We start from the raw sequence: 20,704 nt of genomic DNA on the forward strand, positions 1-20,704 counted from the left end.
GCGTAGAAGTTGGGGGGACAACTGTTCACTCGGCTCTACGCGTGTCACAGAGGGCTACGAGTCCTCCACGCTCCCGTACCACCCTCGTCCCGGCGCATCGTCACGTCCCCGGAGGGAACCCTTGCCGAGCAGGTCTTCCGCGCGCCTCGCCGCGCTCACCGTCGCCGCCGTCTGCAGCGCGGCGTCCGCCGTCGTCCTCACCTCTCCCGCGCACGCCGAGTCGGTGCGTATCCACGACATTCAGGGCACCACCCGAATATCGCCGTTCGCGGGCCAGAAGGTGACGGACGTCCCCGGCGTCGTCACGGCCACGCGCACGTACGGCTCCTCCAGAGGCTTCTGGATCCAGGATCCGAACCCGGACGACGACCCGGCCACCAGCGAGGGCGTCTTCGTCTTCACCAGCTCCACGCCGAAGGTCGCGGTCGGCGACTCGGTGACGGTGACCGGCACGGTCTCCGAGTACGTCCCCGGCGGCACCTCCTCCGGCAACCAGTCCGTCACGGAGATCACCAAGCCGACGATCACGACGGTCTCCACCGGCAACGCTGTCCCGGCGCCGGTCGTGATCGACGAGGACTCGGTGCCGGACGAGTACGCGCCGCAGGGCGACACCGCGGCCGGCGGCTCGATCAACGGCCTGACCCTGGACCCGTCGACGTACGCCCTGGACTACTACGAGTCCCTGGAGGGCATGAACGTCCAGGTCGAGGACACCCGCGTGGTCACCGCCACCGACCCCTACAGCGAGCTGTGGGTCACGGTGAAGCCGTGGGAGCACCCGAGCCGCCGCGGCGGCACGGTCTACGGCTCCTACGACGGGCAGAACACCGGCCGGCTGCAGATCCAGTCGCTGGGCTCGACCGCCGACTTCCCGAAGGCGAACGTCGGCGACACCCTGGAGGGCGCCACCACCGGCCCGCTGGACTTCAACCAGTTCGGCGGCTACACCCTGGTGGCGAGCAAGCTCGGCACCCTGCAGAGCGGCGGCCTGCAGCGCGAGACCACGCGGAAGCAGTCGAGCCGCGAGCTGGCGGTGGCCACCTACAACGTCGAGAACCTCGACCCGTCGGACAACACGTTCGACCAGCACGCCGCCGCGATCGTGAACAACCTGCAGTCGCCGGACATCGTCTCCCTGGAGGAGATCCAGGACAACGACGGCGCCACGGACGACGGCACGGTCGACGCGAGTGTCACCGTGAACAAGCTGATCGACGCGATCGTCGCGGCGGGCGGCCCGAAGTACGACTGGCGCTCGATCAACCCGGTCAACGACCAGGACGGCGGCCAGCCGGGCGGCAACATCCGCCAGGTGTTCCTGTTCAACCCGGAGCGGGTGTCCTTCGTGGACCGCGCGGGCGGCGACTCCACCACGCCGGTCGGCGTCACCAAGGAGAACGGCAAGGCCGAACTGACGGCCTCCCCCGGCCGCATCGACCCGGCGAACGCCGCCTGGAAGGACAGCCGCAAGCCGCTGGCCGGCCAGTTCGTCTTCCGCGGCAAGACGGTCTTCGTGATCGCCAACCACCTGATCTCCAAGGGCGGCGACCAGGGCCTGACCTCGCAGTACCAGCCGCCGACCCGCAGCTCGGAGATCCAGCGCCACGCGCAGGCCACCGCGGTGAACGCGTTCGTCAAGGACATCCTGAAGGTCCAGAAGAACGCGAACGTCATCGCGCTCGGCGACATGAACGACTTCGAGTTCTCCGACACCGCGAAGATCCTCGAGGGGGACGGCGAGCTGTGGTCGGCGATCAAGTCGCTGCCGAGGAGCGAGCGTTACACCTACGACTACCAGGGCAACGAGCAGGTCCTGGACCAGATCCTGATCAGCCCGGCGATCCGGCGCGGCTGCGACTTCGAGTACGACAGCGTGCACATCAACGCCGAGTTCAACGACCAGATCAGCGACCACGACCCGCAGGTGCTGCGCTTCCGGCCCTGACCGGGATGGTCACGCCTGACTGAACACCTCGTTCAGCCAGGCCTGCCACGCGCTCTCGTTCGCCTCGGCGTCGGCGTCCGGCGCGAAGTCGTGGATGCTGATGCCGAGGGGGGCGCCCCAGTGGCCGCGCCCGAAGAAACGGATGAGCGCGTTGTCGGTGCGCAGCCCGATGAAGTACGGGTTGCGGTAGTCGAGTACGGCGTCGAGGGTCCGCCCGCCGGGTCCGCGCACGCCGACCTTCGTACCCGCTGCCGTGTCGTCCGACAGGCCGAGGGCGAGCCCGACGGCGGCGAGCGCCCTCGGGGTCTGCGAGGCGGCGGGGCCCTGCAGCTGGGCGAAGGTGACCGGCCGGGGTGCGAAGTGCGTCAGGTACTCGCACAGGGTGTGCAGATAGAAGTTGGTGTGCTTGCTCGCGCCGTCGTACTGGTTGTTCCAGTCGTCGGTGAAGATGCCGCTGTGGACATAGCGCACCCACGCGCGGCGCCCCTCGTCGCGCGGCTCGATGGTGTAGTCGAGCTGGTTGACGGTCTGGATCGGGAAGCCGACGTCCTCGCTGCGGTTGGTGTAGCGGTGGGGCGGGTCCCAGGCGGTGACGGTGGACCCGAAGGGCCCCTTGCCGCCCTCCCGGGGCTCGGGCGGGTCCATGGGCCACAGGTAGCCGCCGGTACCCGTGGTGACGGCATCCCAGACCTTCTCGGGCGGGGCGTCGACCTCGAACTCACGGACGATCTCGAATTCCTCGGACATGGCGGGGCTCTTTCTCACTGGTCCATTGCGGGGGCGGGCTGTTCCTTGACCGTGGGATGCAGGGCGACGACGATCCGGTGGTCCCTGCCGCCCTCGGCCTCCGGGGCGTCGTACTTGCGGATCAAGGCGCTCACGCCCGCCGTCAGCTCCTGCACGAAGGCCGCGCGGTCGGCGGCGGAGGCGAACCGGACCTGGCCGTCGAGGGCATAGGTCGCCAGCCGCTTCCTGGCCTTGGCGGCGCCGGTGATCAGCGCGCCGACGTCGCGCACCAGGCGGGCACCGAGCGCGAGCAGCCAGCGCGCGGAGAGCTGGTCTCGAAAGCGGTCCGGGTCCGGCTGCACGGCGGGCAGGGCGGCCGGCGAGATGACGTACGACGCGGCGGTGGCGCGCATCAGCCGCTCGGTGACATTGCCCTTGCGGCGCTCTCCGGCCAGCTCGACCAGGCCGTGCCGCTCCAGCGTCCTGAGGTGGTAGTTCACCTTCTGCCGGGGCAGTCCGACCCTGCCGGCCAGCATCGCCGCGGACGCCGGCTCGGCGGCCAGCTCGGCGAGCAGCCGGGCCCGGACGGGGTCCAGCGACACGGCCGCCGCCTCGGGGTCCTCGATCACGGTCACGTCCAGCATGCGTCCACCCTCGCACCGAAAACTTATTTTGTCCAGGCGGACCTAGTTTTCGGTGTGAGGGTGACGCGAGGTCCTCCCATGCGGACCGGTTCGGTCAGTGGTGGCGCTGCCTGCGCCAGGCGATACCGGCCGCCACCGCGGCGGCGCCCAGCACACCCACGGCGAGGACCGGTCCCGGATGACGCATGCCCGCGCGCAGGGAGCCGCGCAGCGGCTGCGGGACGGCACCCTCGAGGGCATGCCCCGCACGTCCGGCCCGCCCCTGCGCGGCGTGCCCGGCCCGTGCCGCCCGCCCCTGTACGGCGTGCCCGGCCCGTGCCGCCCGCCCCTGTACGGCGTGCCCGGCCCGTGCCGCCCGCCCCTGCGCCGTGTGCCCGGCCTGCGCGGCCCGCCCCTGCAGCGCGTGCCCCATCTCGGAGGCCTTGCCCTGCATGGCGTGACCGGCCTGGGCCGCCCGGCCCTGGACGACGTGACCGGCCTTGACGGCCCTGTCCTGCATGCCGTGACCGGCGTGGGCGGCGCTCACCCGCAGCTGTACGGTCATGGCGCCGGCCTTGTCCCTCAGGTCGGCGGCCCGCACCCGGGCCCGGCCCTTCACATCGGCCTTGCCGACCAACTGGGCGACGGTGTCACCGAGTTGGTGCCTGGTGTGCTCGATCTGCTGCCGCAGCTCGTCGGGGCCCTTGGCGCCCGAGCGGTGCGGGATCCTGTGCCTCATCGGTGTGCCCTTTCCCTGATCTCGTCGACGTCCGCCCGGACGCTGCCGAGCGTCTCCCCTGCGGTGGGTGCGTGATCCGTCCTGGGGCCGCGCACGGCGGGGAGGAGACGTGGCGGGTCGGTGTCCGCCCGCAGCGGCCGGCGAAAACGCGGAGTGCCCGTCGAAGGACAGTGCGCCGGACCGAGGACGGACACCAACCGGCGCGGCACCGACTCACAGACCACCGTAGGCGCGACCCCGGCCACGACGCACCCGCAAGGGCCGCCACAGCCATCCGCACGTACGCACCCACAGGTCCGGGTACCCGGCCCGCGGGACCTCAGCCCCGCTCGGCGCCCCCGTTCCCGAGCTCACCCAGCCGCGCGAGCTGACTCTGGAACCAGTCCAGTCGAGCCTGCAACAGCGCGGCCTCCGCGACGAGTTCGGGCACGCCCAGCTCTGCGCCGTGCGCCAACTCGGCGGGCGGCAGTGCCGTACCGCCGCCCCGCGCCACGACCCGCAGTCCCTGCCCGGCCAGCCGGGCGAAGCCGGCGAGCGAGACGGACGTACGGCCGTGCACACAGCCGCCGCAGACAGGGGCGAGGGCCCGCCAGCCGGGTCTGCCCCAGCCGGCGTCGGCGAGCGCGACGGCGGCGACGCCGCAGGAGCACGGTCCGGCGGTGGCCGTGCGCACCCGCTGCCGGGCGTAGCGGAAGCCGCGCTCGAAGCGGATGTACGCGCCGAGCACGGAGACCTCCAGCAGCAGGGCGGTCCGGTGCTCGGCGGTGCACAGCATGGCCTCGGCGACACCGCGGTCGTGGACGCAGTGGAAGCCGCAGTCGCACAGCCGGGCCGGCGGGCGGTGCCGGCGGCCGTAGACGCAGGAGGCGTCGTCGAGCACGGCGTACGGCAGCGCGCCGCCGAGCGAGACACCGGTGAACCCGGCCCGGGTGCCGTCCTGGGACAGCACCGGGTGGGCGATCTTGTATCCGGTCGGCGGCTCCGTCGGGCGTTCCGCGGGGAGCCGGAGCCTCATCGGGCGGCCGGGACCTCTTCGCGGGCCGGCTCGGCCGGTTCGATGCGGGCGGTCTCCTCGGTGAGCGGGGTCTGCTCCTCGTCGACGTGCGGCCGCTCCTCGGCGACTCCCGTGGCCAGTGCCTTGCCGAGCTTCATGGTGCCTCCCATGACGAACGTCGGTGACCCTCCGGCCATAGTGACCCATGAGGGGCCGAGTTGGACACAGGGCCTTCGGCCGCCGCTCCCATACATCAGCAATGCTTACCCATACCGCGTAGAAGAATTAAGTAGAGCTTCACCATGGGCTCGCCGACACTACCCGTATGACGACCTCGAGCACCACCGCCCGCCCCTTCGGCCGCACGCTCTGCGCGATGATCACGCCGTTCACCGAGGGAGGCGCCCTCGACCTGGACGGTGCCCGGAAGCTGGCCGCGTGGCTGGTGGCCGAGGGCTGCGACGGCCTGGTGCTGAGCGGCACCACCGGCGAGTCGCCCACCACCACGGACGCGGAGAAGGCGGAGCTGGTCGCGGCCGTGCGGGAGGCCGTCGGCGAGGGGGTGTCCCTGGTCGCGGGCGTGGGCAGCGCCGACACCCGGCACACCGTAGAGCTGGCCCTGGCGGCCGGGGAGGCGGGCGCCGACGGCGTGCTGGTGGTGACGCCGTACTACAGCAGGCCGCCGCAGGAGGCGGTGGAGGCGCACTTCCGCGCGGTCGCCGACGCGAGCGAGCTGCCCGTGATGCTGTACGACATCCCGGGCCGCACCGGCACCAGGATCGAGCCGGAAACGGTGATCCGCCTCGCCGCGCACCCGCGGATCGTGGCCGTCAAGGACTGCTCCTACGATTTCCTCGGCACCCAGAAGGTGCTGGCCCGCACGGACCTGGCGTACTACGCGGGCTGCGACGAGCATGTGCTGGCGCTGTACGCGGTCGGCGCGGCCGGCTGTGTGAGCACGGTCGCTAACGCCGTACCCGGCCGGATCGCCGCGATCCTCGACGCCTTCGACGCGGGCGACACCGCCCGGGCGACCGAACTCCAGCTGCGCGCCACGCCGTTGATCGAGGCGATGATGGCCGCGGGCCTGCCCGGCACGGTCACCGCCAAGGCCCTCCTCACCCGCCTCGGCCTGCCCTCGGGCCCGGTACGCGCCCCACTCCTGCCCGCCGACCGGGAGGCGACCGACGCGCTGCTGGCGCACCACGAGCAGCTGACGGCGGCCTGACCAGCGGCCGGCGAACCGGCTGCCGATCGTGACCACCACCGGCCGGGTCCGGCACCGCTCCATCTCCGGGCCCCCGCTCCCAGGCGCGCAGCTCGGCGACGGTCACCTCCCGCCGCGGCCACTGCAGCGGCCGCCGGCTGATCTGCCGCGGGTACGGGATCGCCGGACGTACGCCTCAATCCGTACGTGGCCACAGACTTCTGACGGCACATCGCGGCCATTCCAGTGGAGCGCTGAGATCGGGCTGCCGCAGCTGCCGTACGTCGGCTTCGGTACGGGTCTGTTCGCCGAGCGGCCCGACGGCGTGCAACGGCGTACGCGGCGGGCCGCCCCTTCGCCCGGGTGGACGACGAGCAGGGCGCGGCGGACACCGCGTATGTGACGGCGCATCAGAGGCGGTTCGCGGCCGGACTGCCGGCATGACCGGGCGCCCGTCACCACACGTGTGAAGGGCGCCCGGAGGTGGGTCCGGCTTCGGCGAGGCCGAGTTGACGCAGCATGCCGAGTTCGTCGCTGCTGCCCCAGCGCTCGACGAGCCTGCCGTCACCGTCGAAGCGGCTGATCTGCATGCCTCGGTAGCTCACCTTCCTGCCGGTCGCCCGATGCCCCATCAGCGGTCCCAGATGCGTCCCGCTGACGGTGTAGGCGAAGGCCACCTCCTCGTCGGTGGCCACCAGGTGGTCCACCGCGATCCGCAGGTCGGGAAAGGCCGTGCGCAGCTCGCCGAACATGGTCTTGTACCCCTCGGGCCCCGGCGCCTGTCCCGGCGCGGGGTCATGGTCGATCGAGCCGGGCGCGACGATCTCCTCGAGAGCGTCGAGGTCGCCGGTGACGACGGCCTCGCCGAAAGCGGTCTGTGCGGCGATGTTCGTCTGCTGGGACATGGATGCTCCTCGGGTGCGTGCCGATCACCGGCCCGTCCGCCGCCCGCGAGATCCACGCACCTGTGCCCTAGTGCGACCGTACATCGGGCCCACGCCCACGGCATGTGCTCGCCGCCCCGGCGGGAGCGAGGCCCACGGCCGACACCGAAGCCGGCACGCATGAGCGCCCTCCCCCGGCCGTCCTGAAGCCGCGGAAGGGCGCTCGGAGCGCGTTGCACTCAGTTGTGGCTGTGCAGGATGTCGTTCAGGCCGCCCCAGACCGCGTTGTTCGGGCGGGCCTCGACCTTGCCGGTGACCGAGTTGCGGCGGAAGAGGATGTTGGAGACGCCGTTCAGCTCGCGGGCCTTGACGATCTGGCCGTCGGGCATGGTGATCAGGGTGCCCGCGGTGATGTAGAGGCCGGCCTCGACCACGCACTCGTCGCCGAGCGCGATGCCGACGCCCGCCTCGGCGCCGATGAGGCAGCGCTCGCCGATGGAGATGATCACGTTGCCGCCGCCGGACAGGGTGCCCATGGTGGAGGCGCCGCCGCCGATGTCGGAGCCGTTGCCGACCACGACGCCCGCGGAGATCCGGCCCTCGACCATCGACGTGCCGAGTGTGCCGGCGTTGAAGTTGACGAAGCCCTCGTGCATGACGGTGGTGCCCTCGGCGAGGTGCGCGCCGAGGCGGACCCGGTCGGCGTCGGCGATGCGGACACCCTTCGGGGCGACGTAGTCCGTCATGCGCGGGAACTTGTCGATCGAGGTGACCTGCAGGTGCAGGCCCTCGGCGCGGGCGTTGAGCCGCACCTTCTCGATGTCGTCCACGGCGACCGGGCCGAGCGAGGTCCAGGCGACGTTGGCGAGGTGGCCGAAGATGCCGTCCAGGCTCTGGCCGTGCGGCTTGACCAGGCGGTGCGAGAGCAGGTGCAGACGCAGGTAGACGTCGTGCGCGTCGAGCGGCTTGTCGTCGAGGGAGGCGATGACCGTGCGGACCGCGACGACCTCGACGCCCCGGCGGGCGTCCGGGCCGACCGCCGCGGTCGCGCCGCCGCCCAGCAGCTGTGCCGCCTGCTCGGCGGTGAGCCGCTCGGTGCCGGCCGGGCCCGGCTCCGCGACCAGCTGGGGGGCCGGGAACCAGGTGTCGAGAACGGTGCCGTCGGAGGCGATGGTGGCGAGGCCGGCGGCGACGGCGCCGGTGGTGCGGGAAGCAGAGTCGGTCATGGGAGAAAACCTAACGTGGGCGGGGTGGTCGGGGCGAACCGCGTCTCACGTGCCGGGCGCCGCTTCAGGGGATCAGCCGAGCGAGGGCGGCGCGGGCGTACTCCTCGTCGTACGAACCGCCCGTCAGCAGCACCTGCAGACAGATCCCGTCCAACAGCGCGAGCAGGGCCCGGGCGGTGACCGGGTCGGTGCGGCGGGCCAGCAGCGCCGTCGCGTCCTCGGTCCACTCGGCGGCGACGGGGCGCAGGGCGGGCCGGCGCAGGGCCGCCAGGTACAGCTCGTACTCCAGCTCCACGCCCGTACGGTCGCCGCCCAGCCACACTCCGAGCGCGCCGGCGAGGTCGGCGGCGAGATCGCCCTGACCGTCCTTCGGCAGCCGCTCGGCCAGCACCCGGCCGAAGTTCTCGTTGGACTGCCGCAGCGCGGCGACCATCAGCTCTTCCAGGGTGGCGAAGTGGTACGTCGTGGAGCCGAGCGGTACGTCGGCCTCGGCGGCGACGGCGCGGTGGCTGAGACCTGCGATGCCGTCCCGGCCGACCACGCGGATCGCCGCGTCGATGAGGCGCCGGCGCCGGTCGGGGTCGTAGCGGCGGGGCATCAGTGGCTCGCCCCGCCCAGGTTCAGCACGACCACGCCCCCGATGATCAGCAGGATCCCGCCGACCTTGGCGACGCCCAGCCCCTCCCCGAACAGCAGCAGGCCGAGCAGGGCGATGGCGGCGGTGCCCACGCCTGACCAGATCGCGTACGCCGTGCCGATCTGGACGGTCTTCAGCGTCCGGGCGAGCAGCGCGAAGGAGACGAGGTAGCCCAGAGCCGTCACGAGCGAGGGCCAGAACCGGCTGAATCCCTCGCTGTACTTCATCGCCGTCGTCGCGGCGACCTCGGCGGCGATGGCGCCGGCGAGTGTCAGATATCCCATGTGTACGAGCGTACACAACGCTTGCGTACGGTCGTACACAACGAGGAGGTCCCGGCGCAGACCCGCCGGCCTCCAGCCTGCGGCGCCGGTGAACGACCAAGAGGCCACGGCACATTGCCGTGGCCCCTTCCACCGACTCGGTGTCAGACGTTGAAGCCGAGCGCGCGCAGCTGCTCGCGGCCGTCGTCCGTGATCTTGTCCGGGCCCCACGGCGGCATCCAGACCCAGTTGATGCGCAGCTCGCTGACCAGGCCGTCCGTGGCGGACTTGGCCTGGTCCTCGATGACGTCCGTCAGCGGGCAGGCCGCCGAGGTGAGGGTCATGTCGACGGTCGCGATGTTGGACTCGTCGATGTGGATGCCGTAGATCAGGCCGAGGTTGACGACGTCGATGCCCAGCTCGGGGTCGACGACGTCCATCAGGGCCTCGCGCAGCTCCTCCTCGGAGGCCGGCTTCATCTCTGCGGTGTCGGTCATGCCGTCTTCCTTTCGGCTTCGGCGCCACCCAGCGCCTGGGCCGTCGCGTCCTTCCACGCCATCCAGCTCAGGAGGGCGCACTTGACCCGCGCGGGGTACTTGGAGACACCGGCGAACACGACCGCGTCCTCCAGGATTTCCTCCATCGCGTCGTCGGGCTCGATCCGGCCCCTGGACTGCATCAGCTCCAGGAAGGTCTCCTGGATCCTCTGCGCCTCGGTCACGTCCTTGCCGACCAGCAGTTCGTTGAGGACCGACGCGCTCGCCTGGCTGATGGAGCAGCCCTGGCCCTCGTACGAAACGTCCGCGATCTTCGTGCCGTCGTACTTCACGCGGAGGGTGATCTCGTCGCCGCACGTCGGGTTCACATGGTGCACCTCGGCGTCGCCATCCCGCAGACCACGCCCGTGGGGGTTCTTGTAGTGGTCCAGGATGACTTCCTGGTACATCGAGTCCAGCTTCACGGTCTCAGCTCACGCCTCTCAGCCGAAGAAGTTCCGTACGTGCTCCAGCCCCTCGACCAGTGCGTCGATCTCGGCCGGCGTGGAGTACAGATAGAACGACGCTCGCGTGGTCGCAGGAATTCCGTACCGGAGACAGACCGGGCGCGCGCAGTGGTGGCCGACGCGGACCGCGATGCCCTGCTCGTCGAGGACCTGGCCCACGTCGTGCGGGTGGATGTCACCGAGCGTGAAGGAGATCGCGGCGCCCCGGTCCTCGGCCGTGGTCGGGCCGATGATCCTCAGGTCCGGGACCTTCTGCAGACGCTGGACCGCGTACTCGGTCAGCGCGTGCTCATGGGCGAGGATCTTCTCCATGCCGATCGACTGGAGGTAGTCGATCGCGGCGCCGAGACCGACCGCCTGCGCGATCGGGGGCGTGCCCGCCTCGAACTTGTGCGGCGCGGGGGCGTAGGTGGACGAGTGCATCGAGACCGTCTCGATCATCTCACCGCCGCCCAGGAAGGGCGGAAGGTCCTCCAGGAGCTCCTGGCGGCCCCACAGGACGCCGATGCCCGTCGGGCCGCACATCTTGTGACCGGTGAAGGCCACGAAGTCGGCCTGCAGGGCCTGCACGTCCAGCGGCATGTGCGGGGCGGCCTGGGAGGCGTCGATGCAGACCAGCGCGCCGACCTCCTGGGCGCGGCGCACTATCGCCTCGACCGGGTTGACCGTGCCCAGGATGTTCGACACCAGCACGAAGGAGACGATCTTCGTCTTCTCCGTGATGACCTCGTCGATGTTGCTCAGGTCCAGCCGGCCGTCGTCCGTGAGACCGAACCACTTCAGCTTCGCGCCGGTGCGCTGCGCGAGCAGCTGCCACGGCACGATGTTGGAGTGGTGCTCCATCTCCGTGATGACGATCTCGGTCTCGTGGTCCACGCGGTAGGGCTCCTCGGCCCAGCCCAGCATGTTCGCCACGAGGTTCAGCGACTCGGAGGCGTTCTTGGTGAAGATCACCTCGTCGCGGCTCGGCGCGTTGACGAACTGGGCGACCTTGTCGCGCGCGCCCTCGTACAGCGCCGTGGCCTCCTCGGCGAGCACATGCACACCGCGGTGGACGTTGGCGTTGTAGCGCTCGTAGTACTCGCTCAGGGCGTCCAGCACCTGGCGCGGCTTCTGCGAGGTCGCCGCGTTGTCCAGGTACACGAGCTTCCTGCCGTCGTGGACCAGACGGTCCAGTACGGGGAAGTCCTTGCGGATCGCCTCGGTGTCGAGGAGGCCCGGCAGCTGTGTCACGCGGATACGCCACCCTTCGTGTATGCCTCGTAGCCCTCGTCCTCCAGCTTGTCGGCCAGCTCGGCACCGCCGGACTCGACGATCCGGCCCGCGGAGAAGACGTGGACGAAGTCGGGCTTGATGTAGCGCAGGATGCGCGTGTAGTGCGTGATCAGCAGGGTGCCGACCTCGCCGGTCTCGCGGACGCGGTTGACGCCCTCGGAGACGATGCGGAGCGCGTCGACGTCCAGACCGGAGTCCGTCTCGTCCAGGATCGCGACCTTCGGCTTGAGCAGCTCCAGCTGGAGGATCTCGTGGCGCTTCTTCTCACCGCCGGAGAAGCCCTCGTTGACGTTGCGCTCGGCGAAGGACGGGTCCATGTTGAGGCGCTCCATGGCCTCCTTGACCTCCTTCACCCAGGTGCGCAGCTTGGGGGCCTCGCCGCGGACGGCGGTGGCGGAGGTGCGCAGGAAGTTGGAGACCGAGACGCCGGGGACCTCGACCGGGTACTGCATCGCCAGGAACAGGCCGGCGCGGGCGCGCTCGTCGACGGACATCTCCAGGACGTCCTCGCCGTCGAGGGTGACGGTGCCGCTGGTGATCGTGTACTTCGGGTGACCCGCGAGGGAGTAGGCGAGGGTCGACTTGCCGGAGCCGTTGGGGCCCATGATGGCGTGCGTCTCGCCCTGCTTCACGGTGAGGTCGACGCCCTTGAGGATCTCCTTCGTGGCGTTGTCGGCCTCGACGGTGACGTGCAGGTCTCGGATTTCAAGCGTTGCCATGGGTGCCTCAGGACTCCTGGGTGAGGGAGACGAGAACGTCGTCCCCTTCGATCTTTACGGGGTATACGGGGACGGGGCGCGTGGCCGGGAGGCCGGACGGCTTGCCGGTGCGCAGGTCGAAGGCGGAGCCGTGCAGCCAGCACTCGATCTGGCAGTCCTCCACCTCGCCCTCGGAGAGCGAGACGTTCGCGTGGGAGCAGATGTCGTAGATCGCGAACACCTCGCCCTCGGTCTTGACGACCGAGACCGGCGTGCTGTCGATCTCCACCCGTTTCGGGGTGTCCTCCTCCAGCTCGCTCAGCCCGCAGACGCGTACGAAGGTCATGCGACCGAAGCCTCCAGCTCCTCCTCGATCTTGGCGAGCAGGCGCTCCTCGATGTCGGCGACACCGATCTGCTGGACCAGCTCGGCGAAGAAGCCGCGGACCACCAGGCGGCGGGCCTCGTGCTCCGGGATGCCGCGGGCCATCAGGTAGAAGAGCTGCTCGTCGTCGAAGCGGCCGGTCGCGGAGGCGTGGCCGGCACCGACGATCTCGCCGGTCTCGATCTCCAGGTTCGGCACCGAGTCGACGCGCGCGCCGTCCGTGAGGACCAGGTTGCGGTTCATCTCGTAGGTGTCCGTGCCCTCGGCCTTGGCCTCGATGAGCACGTCGCCGATCCAGACCGCGTGCGCGTCGTCGCCCTGGAGCGCGCCCTTGTAGACGACGTTCGACTTGCAGTGCGGCGTGTTGTGGGTGACCAGCAGGCGGTGCTCCTGGTGCTGCCCGGCGTCGGTGAAGTACAGGCCGAACAGCTCGGCCTCGCCGCCGGGGCCGGCGTAGGACACGCGCGGGTGCAGGCGGACGACGTCGCCGCCGAAGGTGACGACCACGGACTTGAAGGAGGCGTCCCGGCCGATCAGCGCGTTGTGCTGGGCCACGTGCACGGCCTTGTCGTCCCAGTCCTGGACGGAGACGACGGTCAGCTTGGCGCCGTCACCCAGGACGAAGTCGACGTTGGCGGCGAGCACGACGTCACCGGTGTGGTCGATGACCACGACGGCCTCGGCGAAGGCGCCCAGCTCGATCACCTGGTGGGCGAAGGCGACCCCGCCCTGGCCGTGCGCGGCGATCCGGATCGGCTCGGTGAGCACCGTCTCCTTGGGGACGGTGACCACGCCGGCCTTCTCGAACGCCGAGTACGCCTGGGCGGTGACGCGGTCCACCGGGGTGCCCGCCCTGCCGAGGCGCGCGTCGTCGCGGCCGACGGTCTCGACGACGACGCCCTCGGGGGCCTCGACGGTGACCTTCACGCCGTCGCCGGTGGCGACCGCGGTGCCGTCGTGCAGCCCGCGCAGCCGCTCCAGCGGCGTGAACCGCCACTCCTCCTCACGGCCGTGCGGGACCGGGAAGTCCGCCACGTCGAAGGAAGGGGGCGCGCTCATGCGCGAGACGACGGTCGACTCGGCGGCGACCGCGATCTGGCCGGCGGTGGTGGAGCCCACCGGGATGTTCTGAGCCTCAGCCATGGCTGTCGTAGTGCTCGCTTTCTGAGTAAGACGTGTGCTGACCGATGGGGCGGGCCTCAGCCGACCGCGCCTTCCATCTGCAGCTCGATCAGCCGGTTGAGCTCGAGGGCGTACTCCATGGGCAGTTCCTTGGCGATCGGCTCGACGAAGCCGCGCACGATCATCGCCATCGCCTCGAACTCGGTCAGACCGCGGCTCATCAGGTAGAAGAGCTGGTCCTCGGAGACCTTGGAGACGGTCGCCTCGTGACCCATGGACACGTCGTCCTCGCGGACGTCGACGTAGGGGTAGGTGTCGGAGCGGGAGATGGTGTCGACCAGCAGCGCGTCGCACAGCACGTTGGACTTGGAGCCGTGGGCACCCTCGCCGATCTCGACCAGGCCGCGGTACGAGGTACGGCCGCCACCGCGCGCCACCGACTTGGAGACGATGTTGGACGAGGTGTTCGGCGCCATGTGGACCATCTTCGAACCGGCGTCCTGGTGCTGGCCCTCGCCGGCGAAGGCGATGGAGAGGGTCTCGCCCTTGGCGTGCTCGCCCATCAGGTAGACGGCCGGGTACTTCATCGTCACCTTGGAGCCGATGTTGCCGTCGATCCACTCCATGGTCGCGCCCTCGTAGGCCACGGCGCGCTTGGTGACCAGGTTGTAGACGTTGTTCGACCAGTTCTGGATGGTCGTGTAGCGGCAGCGGGCGTTCTTCTTGACGATGATCTCGACGACCGCGGAGTGCAGCGAGTCCGACTTGTAGATCGGGGCCGTGCAGCCCTCGACGTAGTGCACGTAGGCACCCTCGTCGACGATGATCAGGGTCCGCTCGAACTGGCCCATGTTCTCCGTGTTGATGCGGAAGTAGGCCTGCAGCGGGATCTCGACGTGGACGCCCTTCGGGACGTAGATGAACGAGCCACCCGACCACACGGCGGTGTTCAGCGCGGCGAACTTGTTGTCACCGGCCGGGATGACCGTGCCGAAGTACTCCTTGAAGAGCTCCGGGTGCTCCTTCAGCGCGGTGTCGGTGTCGAGGAAGATGACGCCCTGCTCCTCCAGGTCCTCGCGGATCTGGTGGTAGACGACCTCCGACTCGTACTGGGCGGCGACGCCGGCGACCAGGCGCTGCTTCTCGGCCTCCGGGATGCCCAGCTTGTCGTAGGTGTTCTTGATGTCCTCGGGCAGGTCCTCCCAGGACTCCGCCTGCTTCTCCGTGGAGCGCACGAAGTACTTGATGTTGTCGAAGTCGATGCCCGAGAGGTCGGAGCCCCAGTTCGGCATCGGCTTCTTCTCGAAGAGCTTCAGGCCCTTCAGGCGCAGCTTGGTCATCCACTCCGGCTCCGACTTCTTGCCGGAGATGTCGCGGACGACCTCCTCGTTCAGGCCGCGCCTGGCGGAGGCACCGGCCACGTCGGAGTCGGCCCAGCCGTATTCGTACTTGCCCAGGCCCTCGAGTTCGGGGTGGGCAGTCTCCGTGGGGAGCGTCATGCGGGGTTCCTCCCGGCCGTGCTTGCAGGTGCGTCAGTGGATGTCTTGGGGATGAACGTCGTGCAGACGCCGTCGCCGTGCGCGATGGTCGCCAGTCGCTGGACGTGGGTACCCAGCAGCTCCGCGAAGATCTCCGTCTCCGCCTCGCACAGCTGCGGGAACTGCTCCGCGACGTGGGCGACCGGGCAGTGGTGCTGGCACAGCTGCTCGCCGACCGGTGCGCTGCGCGCCGTAGCAGCGTACCCGTCGACGCTCAAGGCCTTGGCCAGGGCTTCGGCGCGCTTGTCCGGCGTGACCGCCTCGATCGCCTTGCGGTACGCGCTCGCCTGGGCGGCGATCCGGGCGCGGGCGAAGGCCGCGACCGCCTCGGGGCCCCCGCCCTGCTCTGCGATCCAGCGGAGCGCGTCCACGGCGAGCTTGTCGTACGACTGGTCGAAGGCGTCCCGGCCGCAGTCGGTCAGCGCGAAGACCTTGGCGGGGCGCCCGCGCGTGCGCGTGCCGTACACGCGCTGTTCGCGGGCCTCCACGACGTCGTCGGCGACCAGTGCGTCCAGGTGACGCCGGACGGCCGCCTGGGTCAGTCCCAGCCGGCCGGCGAGTTCGGCGACGGTGGACGGGCCGTGGTCCAGGATGGAGCGCGCGACGCGGTTGCGCGTGGAGCGCTCACCGGTCGCGAGTTCCTCCTGCGGGGCCCCCAGGGGGGTCTCCCGAGCCTCGCCGACGTTTTTCACAACGCCATTGTTGCGTAATTCCTCAGAGCCTGACAAGCGCCGTCCGGATCATCGAGCGGTGCCTTGCATCACTTAGGCATACCTAATCCGACCTGCGGAAACGATCTTTGATCGATCATCCGGCAAGGCTCTGAGCAGGCAAATCAGTGGCGGAACGCGGGCCCGTCCGGCAGACTCGCCCACCATGCCGACACCCCCTCCGACCGGCCCTCTCGTCACCCGCGACACCCTCGCCGCACAACTACGCCTCTTGGGTGTCGAGACCGGCGAGACCCTCCTCGTCCACTCCTCGCTCAGCTCCCTCGGCTGGGTCAACGGAGGGGCCGTCGCGGTCGTCCAGGGACTTCTCGACGCCCTTGGCCCCTCCGGCACGCTCGTCGTGCCCGCCCAGTCGGCCGACCTGTCGGACCCCGCGCTGTGGGGCAGGCCGCCCGTGCCCCGGGAGTGGTGGGAGCGCATCCGGGCCACCATGCCGCCGTACGACCCGCTGATCACCCCCACCCGCGGGGTCGGTGTGGTCCCGGAGACCGTGCGGACCTGGCCGGGCGCCCTGCGCAGCGCGCACCCGCACACCTCGTTCGCGGCGCTCGGACCCCGCGCGCGGGAGATCACCGACGGACACGCCCCCGACTGCCGGCTCGGCGAGCGGAGCCCGCTGGCCCGGCTGGAGAAGCTGGGCGCCCGGGTCCTGCTGCTCGGCGCGGGCTACGACTCCTGCACCGCCTTCCACCTGGCCGAGTACCGGATACCCGCCCCGCTGGTGGAGGTCGGGCGGCCCGCTCCCGGCGGCGGCTGGGAGACGGTGGTCGAGGTGTCGATCGACTCCCACCGGTTCGACGAACTCGGCCACGACTTCGAACGGGACCGGCCCGTCGTACGCGGCAGGGTCGGCGCGGCGGACGCACGGCTGTTCCCGGTGGCGGACGCGGTGGCCTACGCCGAGCGGTGGCTGCCGCTGCACCGGCCCCGCGAGGAGTAACCCGGCCCGCGGGAACCCCGTGCGAAGGACTTCGCCCACCCCCGCGCCCGAGCGGTCCGGGGTCTCCCTAGACTCTGGATTCATGCGAAGCGAGCCCGTGGTCCAGGTCCAGGCCCTGGTGAAGCGGTACGGCACGAAGACCGCGGTGGACGGCCTCGACCTGGTGGCCAAGACGGGCGTGACCGCCGTACTCGGTCCCAACGGGGCGGGGAAGACGACGACGGTCGAGACCTGCGAGGGGTACCGGAAGCCGGATTCCGGCACGGTGCGCGTCCTGGGCCTCGACCCCGTGCGCCAGTCCGCCGAGCTGCGTCCCCGTATCGGCGTGATGCTCCAGTCCGGCGGCGTGTACTCCGGTGCCCGGGCCGGCGAGATGCTCAGACACGTCGCGAAGCTGCACGCGCACCCGCTGGACGTGGACGCCCTGATCGAGCGGCTGGGCCTGGGCAGCTGCGGCCGGACCGGCTACCGGCGGCTGTCCGGCGGCCAGCAGCAGCGCCTCGCGCTCGCCATGGCCGTCGTCGGGCGCCCGGAACTGGTCTTCCTGGACGAGCCGACGGCCGGCCTGGACCCGCAGGCCCGCCGGGCCACCTGGGACCTGGTGAGGGACCTGCGCGCAGACGGCGTCTCGGTGATCCTCACCACCCACCACATGGAAGAGGCCGAGGAACTCGCCGACGACGTGGCGATCATCGACGGCGGCCGGGTCATCGCCCAGGGCTCCCCGGAGGAGCTGTGCAAGGGCGGCGCCGAGAACACCCTGCGCTTCACCGGTCGCCCCGGCCTCGACGTCGGCTCCCTGCTGAAGGCCCTCCCGGCCGACTGCACGGCCGCCGAGCTGACCCCGGGCGCCTACCGGGTCGTCGGCAAGGTCGACCCGCAGCTGCTGGCCACCGTGACCTCCTGGTGCGCCCAGCACGGAGTGATGCCGGACCGGATCTCGGTGGAGCGGCACACGCTGGAGGACGTATTTCTGGAGATGACGGGCAAGGAGCTGCGCTCATGATTCCGCCTCACACGGAGATCGGCCGGGGGTCCGGGGGTTGCCCCCCGGGAGGAAACAGCCTGGAGATGACGGGCAAGGAGCTGCGCTCATGATTCCGCCTCACACGGAGATCGGCCGGGGGTCCGGGGGTTGCCCCCCGGGAGGAAACAGCCTGGAGATGACGGGCAAGGAGCTGCGCTCATGACGACCGCGACCGGTACATACGCCCCCAAGCCGGGCGCGGCACCCCTCCCCCGCATGATCGCGGCGCAGGCGGCGCTGGAGACGAAGATGCTGCTGCGCAACGGCGAGCAGCTGCTGCTGACGGTCGTCATCCCGACCCTGCTGCTGGTGCTCTTCGGCTCGGTGGACATCGTGGACACCGGCAAGGGCAGGGCCGTCGACTTCCTCGCCCCCGGCATCCTGGCGCTCGCCGTGATGTCGACGGCTTTCACCGGGCAGGCCATCGCGACCGGTTTCGAGCGCCGCTACGGGGTGCTCAAGCGGCTCGCCTCCTCGCCGCTGCCCCGCTGGGGCCTGATGACCGCGAAGACCGCGTCCGTGCTGGTCACCGAGATCCTCCAGGTGATCCTGCTGACGGTGATCGCCTTCGCGCTGGGCTGGTCCCCGCACGGCAACCCGGCCGCCGTCCTGCTCCTGCTGATCCTCGGTACGGCCGCCTTCTCCGGACTCGGCCTGCTGATGGCGGGCACGCTGAAGGCGGAGGCGACCCTGGCCGCCGCCAACCTGGTCTTCCTGCTGCTGCTCGTCGGCGGCGGGGTCATCGTGCCGCTGGACAAGTTCGGCCCGGCCGCGCAGCACGTGCTCGCGCTGCTGCCCATCTCGGCGCTCTCCGGCGGGCTGCGGGACGTGCTCCAGCACGGCGCCGGGACGCCGTGGGGCGACCTGGGCATCCTCGCGGTGTGGGCGGTCGTCGGGCTGGCCGCGGCGGGCAAGTTCTTCCGCTGGGAGTGAGGCGTCACGGTGGACCCTCGTGAAAGCGTGCACAAGCGGCGGCCTACGATGGGGGGCGTGCCCAAGCTGAACCCCGCCGACGCCGCAGCGGCCGTGCGCAACCCGCTCGCCTTCATCGCCGAACGCTGGACCCCGTCCCCCAGGACGGTCCAGCGGGCGGCCCTCGCCGCGCTCGTGATGTCGGTGGTCATCGTCGTCACCGGCGGCGCCGTCCGCCTGACCGGCTCCGGCCTGGGCTGCCCGACCTGGCCCGAGTGTACGGACGGCTCGCTGACGCCGACGACCGCGCTGAGCTACCACAGCGCGATCGAGTTCGGCAACCGGATGCTGACGTACGTGCTGTGCGCCGCCGTCGGCTGGGCGATCATCGCCGCCCGCTCCGAGAAGCCGTACCGGCGCAGCCTGACCCGGCTCGGGTGGGCGCAGTTCTGGCTGGTGATGGGCAACGCCGTCCTCGGCGGCATCGTGGTGCTCGTGGGCCTCAACCCGTACACCGTCGCGGCCCACTTCCTGCTCGCGACGGCCCTGACCACCGTCGCTGCGGTGATGTGGCAGCGCACCCGGGAGGGCGACGGCGCGCCCCGGCCGCTGGTCGGCAAGGCCGTGGGGCAGCTGGTGTGGTTCCTGGTGGCGGCGTCCCTGCTGCTCGTCGCGGTCGGCACGGTGGTGACCGGAGCCGGTCCGCACGCGGGCGACTCCAGCGACGTCAAGCGGATCCCCGTGGACTGGGAGACGGTGGCCAAGCTGCATGCGGTGCTCGCCTGGATCGTGGTGACGCTGACGTTCGCGCTGTGGTTCGTGCTGAAGGCGGTGGACGCGCCGAAGGGGCCCCTCGCCCGCACCCGCGACCTGTTCCTGATCCTGCTCGCCCAGGGTGTGATCGGTTACGTGCAGTACTTCACCCACCTGCCCGAACTGCTGGTGGGCCTGCACATGCTCGGCTCCTGCCTGGTGTGGATCGGCGTCCTGCGCGTCCTGCTGGCGCTCCGCGAACGCCCCGAGGCCACCCTGGACCTGCCCGGCCCCTCGGCCGAGGTGGCGGTGGGCACGCGCGCGTGAGTCACCCGTAGGTGGTGACCAGCGTGTCGATCGCCGGGGCCAGATAGGCGCGGGTCAGCTCGGCGCGGCGGTCGAGCCAGTCCCCCACCGCGGGGGCGGGAGCGTCGTCGTAACGCCGGCGGGTGATGTCCTCGACGACCTCGACCGGGGCACCGAGCGCCGGGAGTTCGGCGAGCGCCTCCCGCTTCGAGATCAGCCGCCCGTCCCGCAGGGTCACCGTGGCCCGGGCGAAGGTCAGCAGGCCCAGGTCCACCCACACGTCCTGCCGCCACAGCCGGGCCCTGTCCACCGCCGGGCGCCAGTAGTCCCGCTGGTCCCGTACGACGAAGTCGTGCAGCTGCCGCTCCGGCACCGGCGGGAGCAGCCCGGCCGGCGATCCGCCGTGCAGCACCCGCCCGAAGTCGTGCAGTTCGCGCCGGGTGACGGGGGTGACCGGGCGGCGCATCGGGCGTCCGTGGGCCCAGGTGAGGTGCGAGCGGTCGGGGTCGCCCAGGGTGGCCGGGGTCAGATAGCTGCAGTGGAGCTTCGGGGCGAGGGGTTCGGCCCGCAGCCGCCGGTGCAGTCTCACCACCCGCCGCACGGTCCCGAGGCGAACCGGCCCCGGTAGTACGGCGATCAGGTCCAGGTCGCTGCGGCCCTCCTGGTAGTCACCGCCGGCCAGTGAGCCGTGTGCCCACACCGCGCGGGGTCGCAGCGGCGTGAGTCCGTCGAGGAACCGGTCGAGCAGCGATGCGGTCGGCATCCGCC

The 20,704-nt window shown here is 70.9% G+C and carries 24 protein-coding genes; 6 read left to right on the forward strand and 18 right to left on the reverse strand.

The genetic code is table 11. The features are described 5' to 3' along the window. Nucleotides 1–121 precede the first annotated feature (121 nt). Nucleotides 122–1,948: a DUF8508 domain-containing protein gene (locus tag LMU33_RS30975; protein ID WP_228624067.1), complete on the forward strand. Its 1,827-nt coding sequence runs from the start codon at nucleotides 122–124 to the stop codon at nucleotides 1,946–1,948. Between the two features lie 9 nt (nucleotides 1,949–1,957). Here LMU33_RS30975 and LMU33_RS30980 read toward each other — a convergent pair whose 3' ends face one another. The 5 genes from LMU33_RS30980 to LMU33_RS31000 all read right to left on the reverse strand — a co-directional run bounded on the left by LMU33_RS30980 (nucleotide 1,958) and on the right by LMU33_RS31000 (nucleotide 5,188). Further along, the gene (locus LMU33_RS30980) at nucleotides 1,958–2,695 is read right to left on the reverse strand and encodes an SRPBCC family protein (protein WP_228624069.1); all 738 of its coding nucleotides are present in this window, start codon (nucleotides 2,693–2,695) and stop codon (nucleotides 1,958–1,960) included. A 14-nt stretch (nucleotides 2,696–2,709) separates the two neighbouring features. Next, a complete protein-coding gene (locus tag LMU33_RS30985; RefSeq protein ID WP_228624071.1) occupies nucleotides 2,710–3,318 on the reverse strand; it encodes an ArsR/SmtB family transcription factor in 609 nt (202 codons plus the stop codon). Nucleotides 3,319–3,412: 94 nt separating this feature from the next. Next, nucleotides 3,413–4,036, reverse strand: coding sequence for a DUF3618 domain-containing protein (locus tag LMU33_RS30990; RefSeq protein WP_228624073.1), 624 nt, complete (start codon nucleotides 4,034–4,036; stop codon nucleotides 3,413–3,415). Nucleotides 4,037–4,355: 319 nt separating this feature from the next. After that, nucleotides 4,356–5,051 carry a hypothetical protein gene (locus LMU33_RS30995; protein WP_228624074.1) on the reverse strand — a complete coding sequence of 232 codons (696 nt, stop codon included), beginning with the start codon at nucleotides 5,049–5,051 and terminating at the stop codon, nucleotides 4,356–4,358. Continuing rightward, nucleotides 5,048–5,188: a hypothetical protein gene (locus LMU33_RS31000; RefSeq protein ID WP_228624076.1), complete on the reverse strand. Its 141-nt coding sequence runs from the start codon at nucleotides 5,186–5,188 to the stop codon at nucleotides 5,048–5,050. Before LMU33_RS31000 ends, LMU33_RS30995 begins: the two co-directional genes overlap by 4 nt. Before the next feature lie 167 nt (nucleotides 5,189–5,355). Here LMU33_RS31000 and dapA point away from each other — a divergent pair, with 167 nt between their 5' ends. Beyond that, complete coding sequence (gene dapA, locus LMU33_RS31005) at nucleotides 5,356–6,258, forward strand: 4-hydroxy-tetrahydrodipicolinate synthase (RefSeq protein WP_228624078.1); 903 nt, start codon at nucleotides 5,356–5,358, stop codon at nucleotides 6,256–6,258. A 434-nt stretch (nucleotides 6,259–6,692) separates the two neighbouring features. On the opposite strand, the gene LMU33_RS31010 is transcribed toward dapA, so the two are convergent. From LMU33_RS31010 to LMU33_RS31065, 12 genes are all read right to left on the reverse strand, one after another. Continuing rightward, a complete protein-coding gene (locus tag LMU33_RS31010) occupies nucleotides 6,693–7,142 on the reverse strand; it encodes an ester cyclase (protein WP_228624080.1) in 450 nt (149 codons plus the stop codon). A 218-nt stretch (nucleotides 7,143–7,360) separates the two neighbouring features. Then, nucleotides 7,361–8,347, reverse strand: coding sequence for a 2,3,4,5-tetrahydropyridine-2,6-dicarboxylate N-succinyltransferase (gene dapD / locus LMU33_RS31015; protein ID WP_228624082.1), 987 nt, complete (start codon nucleotides 8,345–8,347; stop codon nucleotides 7,361–7,363). A 64-nt stretch (nucleotides 8,348–8,411) separates the two neighbouring features. Beyond that, a complete protein-coding gene (locus LMU33_RS31020; protein ID WP_228624084.1) occupies nucleotides 8,412–8,945 on the reverse strand; it encodes a TetR/AcrR family transcriptional regulator in 534 nt (177 codons plus the stop codon). After that, nucleotides 8,945–9,268, reverse strand: coding sequence for a DMT family transporter (locus tag LMU33_RS31025; RefSeq protein WP_228624086.1), 324 nt, complete (start codon nucleotides 9,266–9,268; stop codon nucleotides 8,945–8,947). Before LMU33_RS31025 ends, LMU33_RS31020 begins: the two co-directional genes overlap by 1 nt. 143 nt (nucleotides 9,269–9,411) lie before the next feature. Beyond that, nucleotides 9,412–9,744, reverse strand: a complete 333-nt coding sequence (locus LMU33_RS31030) for a metal-sulfur cluster assembly factor (RefSeq protein ID WP_228624088.1) — start codon at nucleotides 9,742–9,744, stop codon at nucleotides 9,412–9,414. Beyond that, the gene (gene sufU / locus LMU33_RS31035) at nucleotides 9,741–10,208 is read right to left on the reverse strand and encodes a Fe-S cluster assembly sulfur transfer protein SufU (RefSeq protein WP_228624091.1); all 468 of its coding nucleotides are present in this window, start codon (nucleotides 10,206–10,208) and stop codon (nucleotides 9,741–9,743) included. The genes LMU33_RS31030 and sufU overlap by 4 nt, the downstream gene beginning before the upstream one ends. 18 nt (nucleotides 10,209–10,226) lie before the next feature. Beyond that, on the reverse strand, nucleotides 10,227–11,483 hold the full coding sequence (locus LMU33_RS31040) for a cysteine desulfurase (protein WP_228624093.1): 1,257 nt from the start codon (nucleotides 11,481–11,483) through the stop codon (nucleotides 10,227–10,229). Beyond that, a complete protein-coding gene (gene sufC, locus LMU33_RS31045; protein WP_228624094.1) occupies nucleotides 11,480–12,244 on the reverse strand; it encodes a Fe-S cluster assembly ATPase SufC in 765 nt (254 codons plus the stop codon). The genes LMU33_RS31040 and sufC overlap by 4 nt, the downstream gene beginning before the upstream one ends. 7 nt (nucleotides 12,245–12,251) lie before the next feature. Beyond that, nucleotides 12,252–12,569 carry a non-heme iron oxygenase ferredoxin subunit gene (locus LMU33_RS31050; RefSeq protein ID WP_228624096.1) on the reverse strand — a complete coding sequence of 106 codons (318 nt, stop codon included), beginning with the start codon at nucleotides 12,567–12,569 and terminating at the stop codon, nucleotides 12,252–12,254. After that, nucleotides 12,566–13,750, reverse strand: a complete 1,185-nt coding sequence (sufD, locus tag LMU33_RS31055; protein WP_228624098.1) for a Fe-S cluster assembly protein SufD — start codon at nucleotides 13,748–13,750, stop codon at nucleotides 12,566–12,568. The genes LMU33_RS31050 and sufD overlap by 4 nt, the downstream gene beginning before the upstream one ends. A gap of 56 nt (nucleotides 13,751–13,806) precedes the next feature. Next, the gene (gene sufB / locus LMU33_RS31060) at nucleotides 13,807–15,228 is read right to left on the reverse strand and encodes a Fe-S cluster assembly protein SufB (protein ID WP_031166078.1); all 1,422 of its coding nucleotides are present in this window, start codon (nucleotides 15,226–15,228) and stop codon (nucleotides 13,807–13,809) included. After that, nucleotides 15,225–15,959, reverse strand: coding sequence for a helix-turn-helix transcriptional regulator (locus LMU33_RS31065; RefSeq protein ID WP_228624100.1), 735 nt, complete (start codon nucleotides 15,957–15,959; stop codon nucleotides 15,225–15,227). The genes sufB and LMU33_RS31065 overlap by 4 nt, the downstream gene beginning before the upstream one ends. A 184-nt stretch (nucleotides 15,960–16,143) precedes the next feature. On the opposite strand from LMU33_RS31065, the gene LMU33_RS31070 reads away from it, so the two are divergent. From LMU33_RS31070 to LMU33_RS31085, 4 genes are all read left to right on the forward strand, one after another. Continuing rightward, the gene (locus LMU33_RS31070) at nucleotides 16,144–16,938 is read left to right on the forward strand and encodes an AAC(3) family N-acetyltransferase (protein ID WP_228624106.1); all 795 of its coding nucleotides are present in this window, start codon (nucleotides 16,144–16,146) and stop codon (nucleotides 16,936–16,938) included. An 82-nt stretch (nucleotides 16,939–17,020) separates the two neighbouring features. After that, complete coding sequence (locus LMU33_RS31075; RefSeq protein ID WP_228624107.1) at nucleotides 17,021–17,944, forward strand: ABC transporter ATP-binding protein; 924 nt, start codon at nucleotides 17,021–17,023, stop codon at nucleotides 17,942–17,944. A 180-nt stretch (nucleotides 17,945–18,124) separates the two neighbouring features. Further along, nucleotides 18,125–18,898 (forward strand): ABC transporter permease, encoded by a 774-nt coding sequence (locus LMU33_RS31080; protein WP_228624108.1) that lies wholly within the window; start codon nucleotides 18,125–18,127, stop codon nucleotides 18,896–18,898. A gap of 48 nt (nucleotides 18,899–18,946) precedes the next feature. Further along, nucleotides 18,947–19,957 (forward strand): COX15/CtaA family protein, encoded by a 1,011-nt coding sequence (locus LMU33_RS31085; RefSeq protein WP_228624109.1) that lies wholly within the window; start codon nucleotides 18,947–18,949, stop codon nucleotides 19,955–19,957. Between the two features lies 1 nt (nucleotide 19,958). Here the strand turns inward: LMU33_RS31085 and LMU33_RS31090 are convergent, their stop codons facing one another. Continuing rightward, nucleotides 19,959–20,699 (reverse strand): DUF4111 domain-containing protein, encoded by a 741-nt coding sequence (locus tag LMU33_RS31090; RefSeq protein ID WP_228624110.1) that lies wholly within the window; start codon nucleotides 20,697–20,699, stop codon nucleotides 19,959–19,961. Nucleotides 20,700–20,704: the final 5 nt, after the last annotated feature.

It is taken from the genome of Streptomyces barringtoniae, from assembly GCF_020819595.1.
Classification (GTDB): Bacteria; Actinomycetota; Actinomycetes; order Streptomycetales; family Streptomycetaceae; genus Streptomyces; species Streptomyces barringtoniae.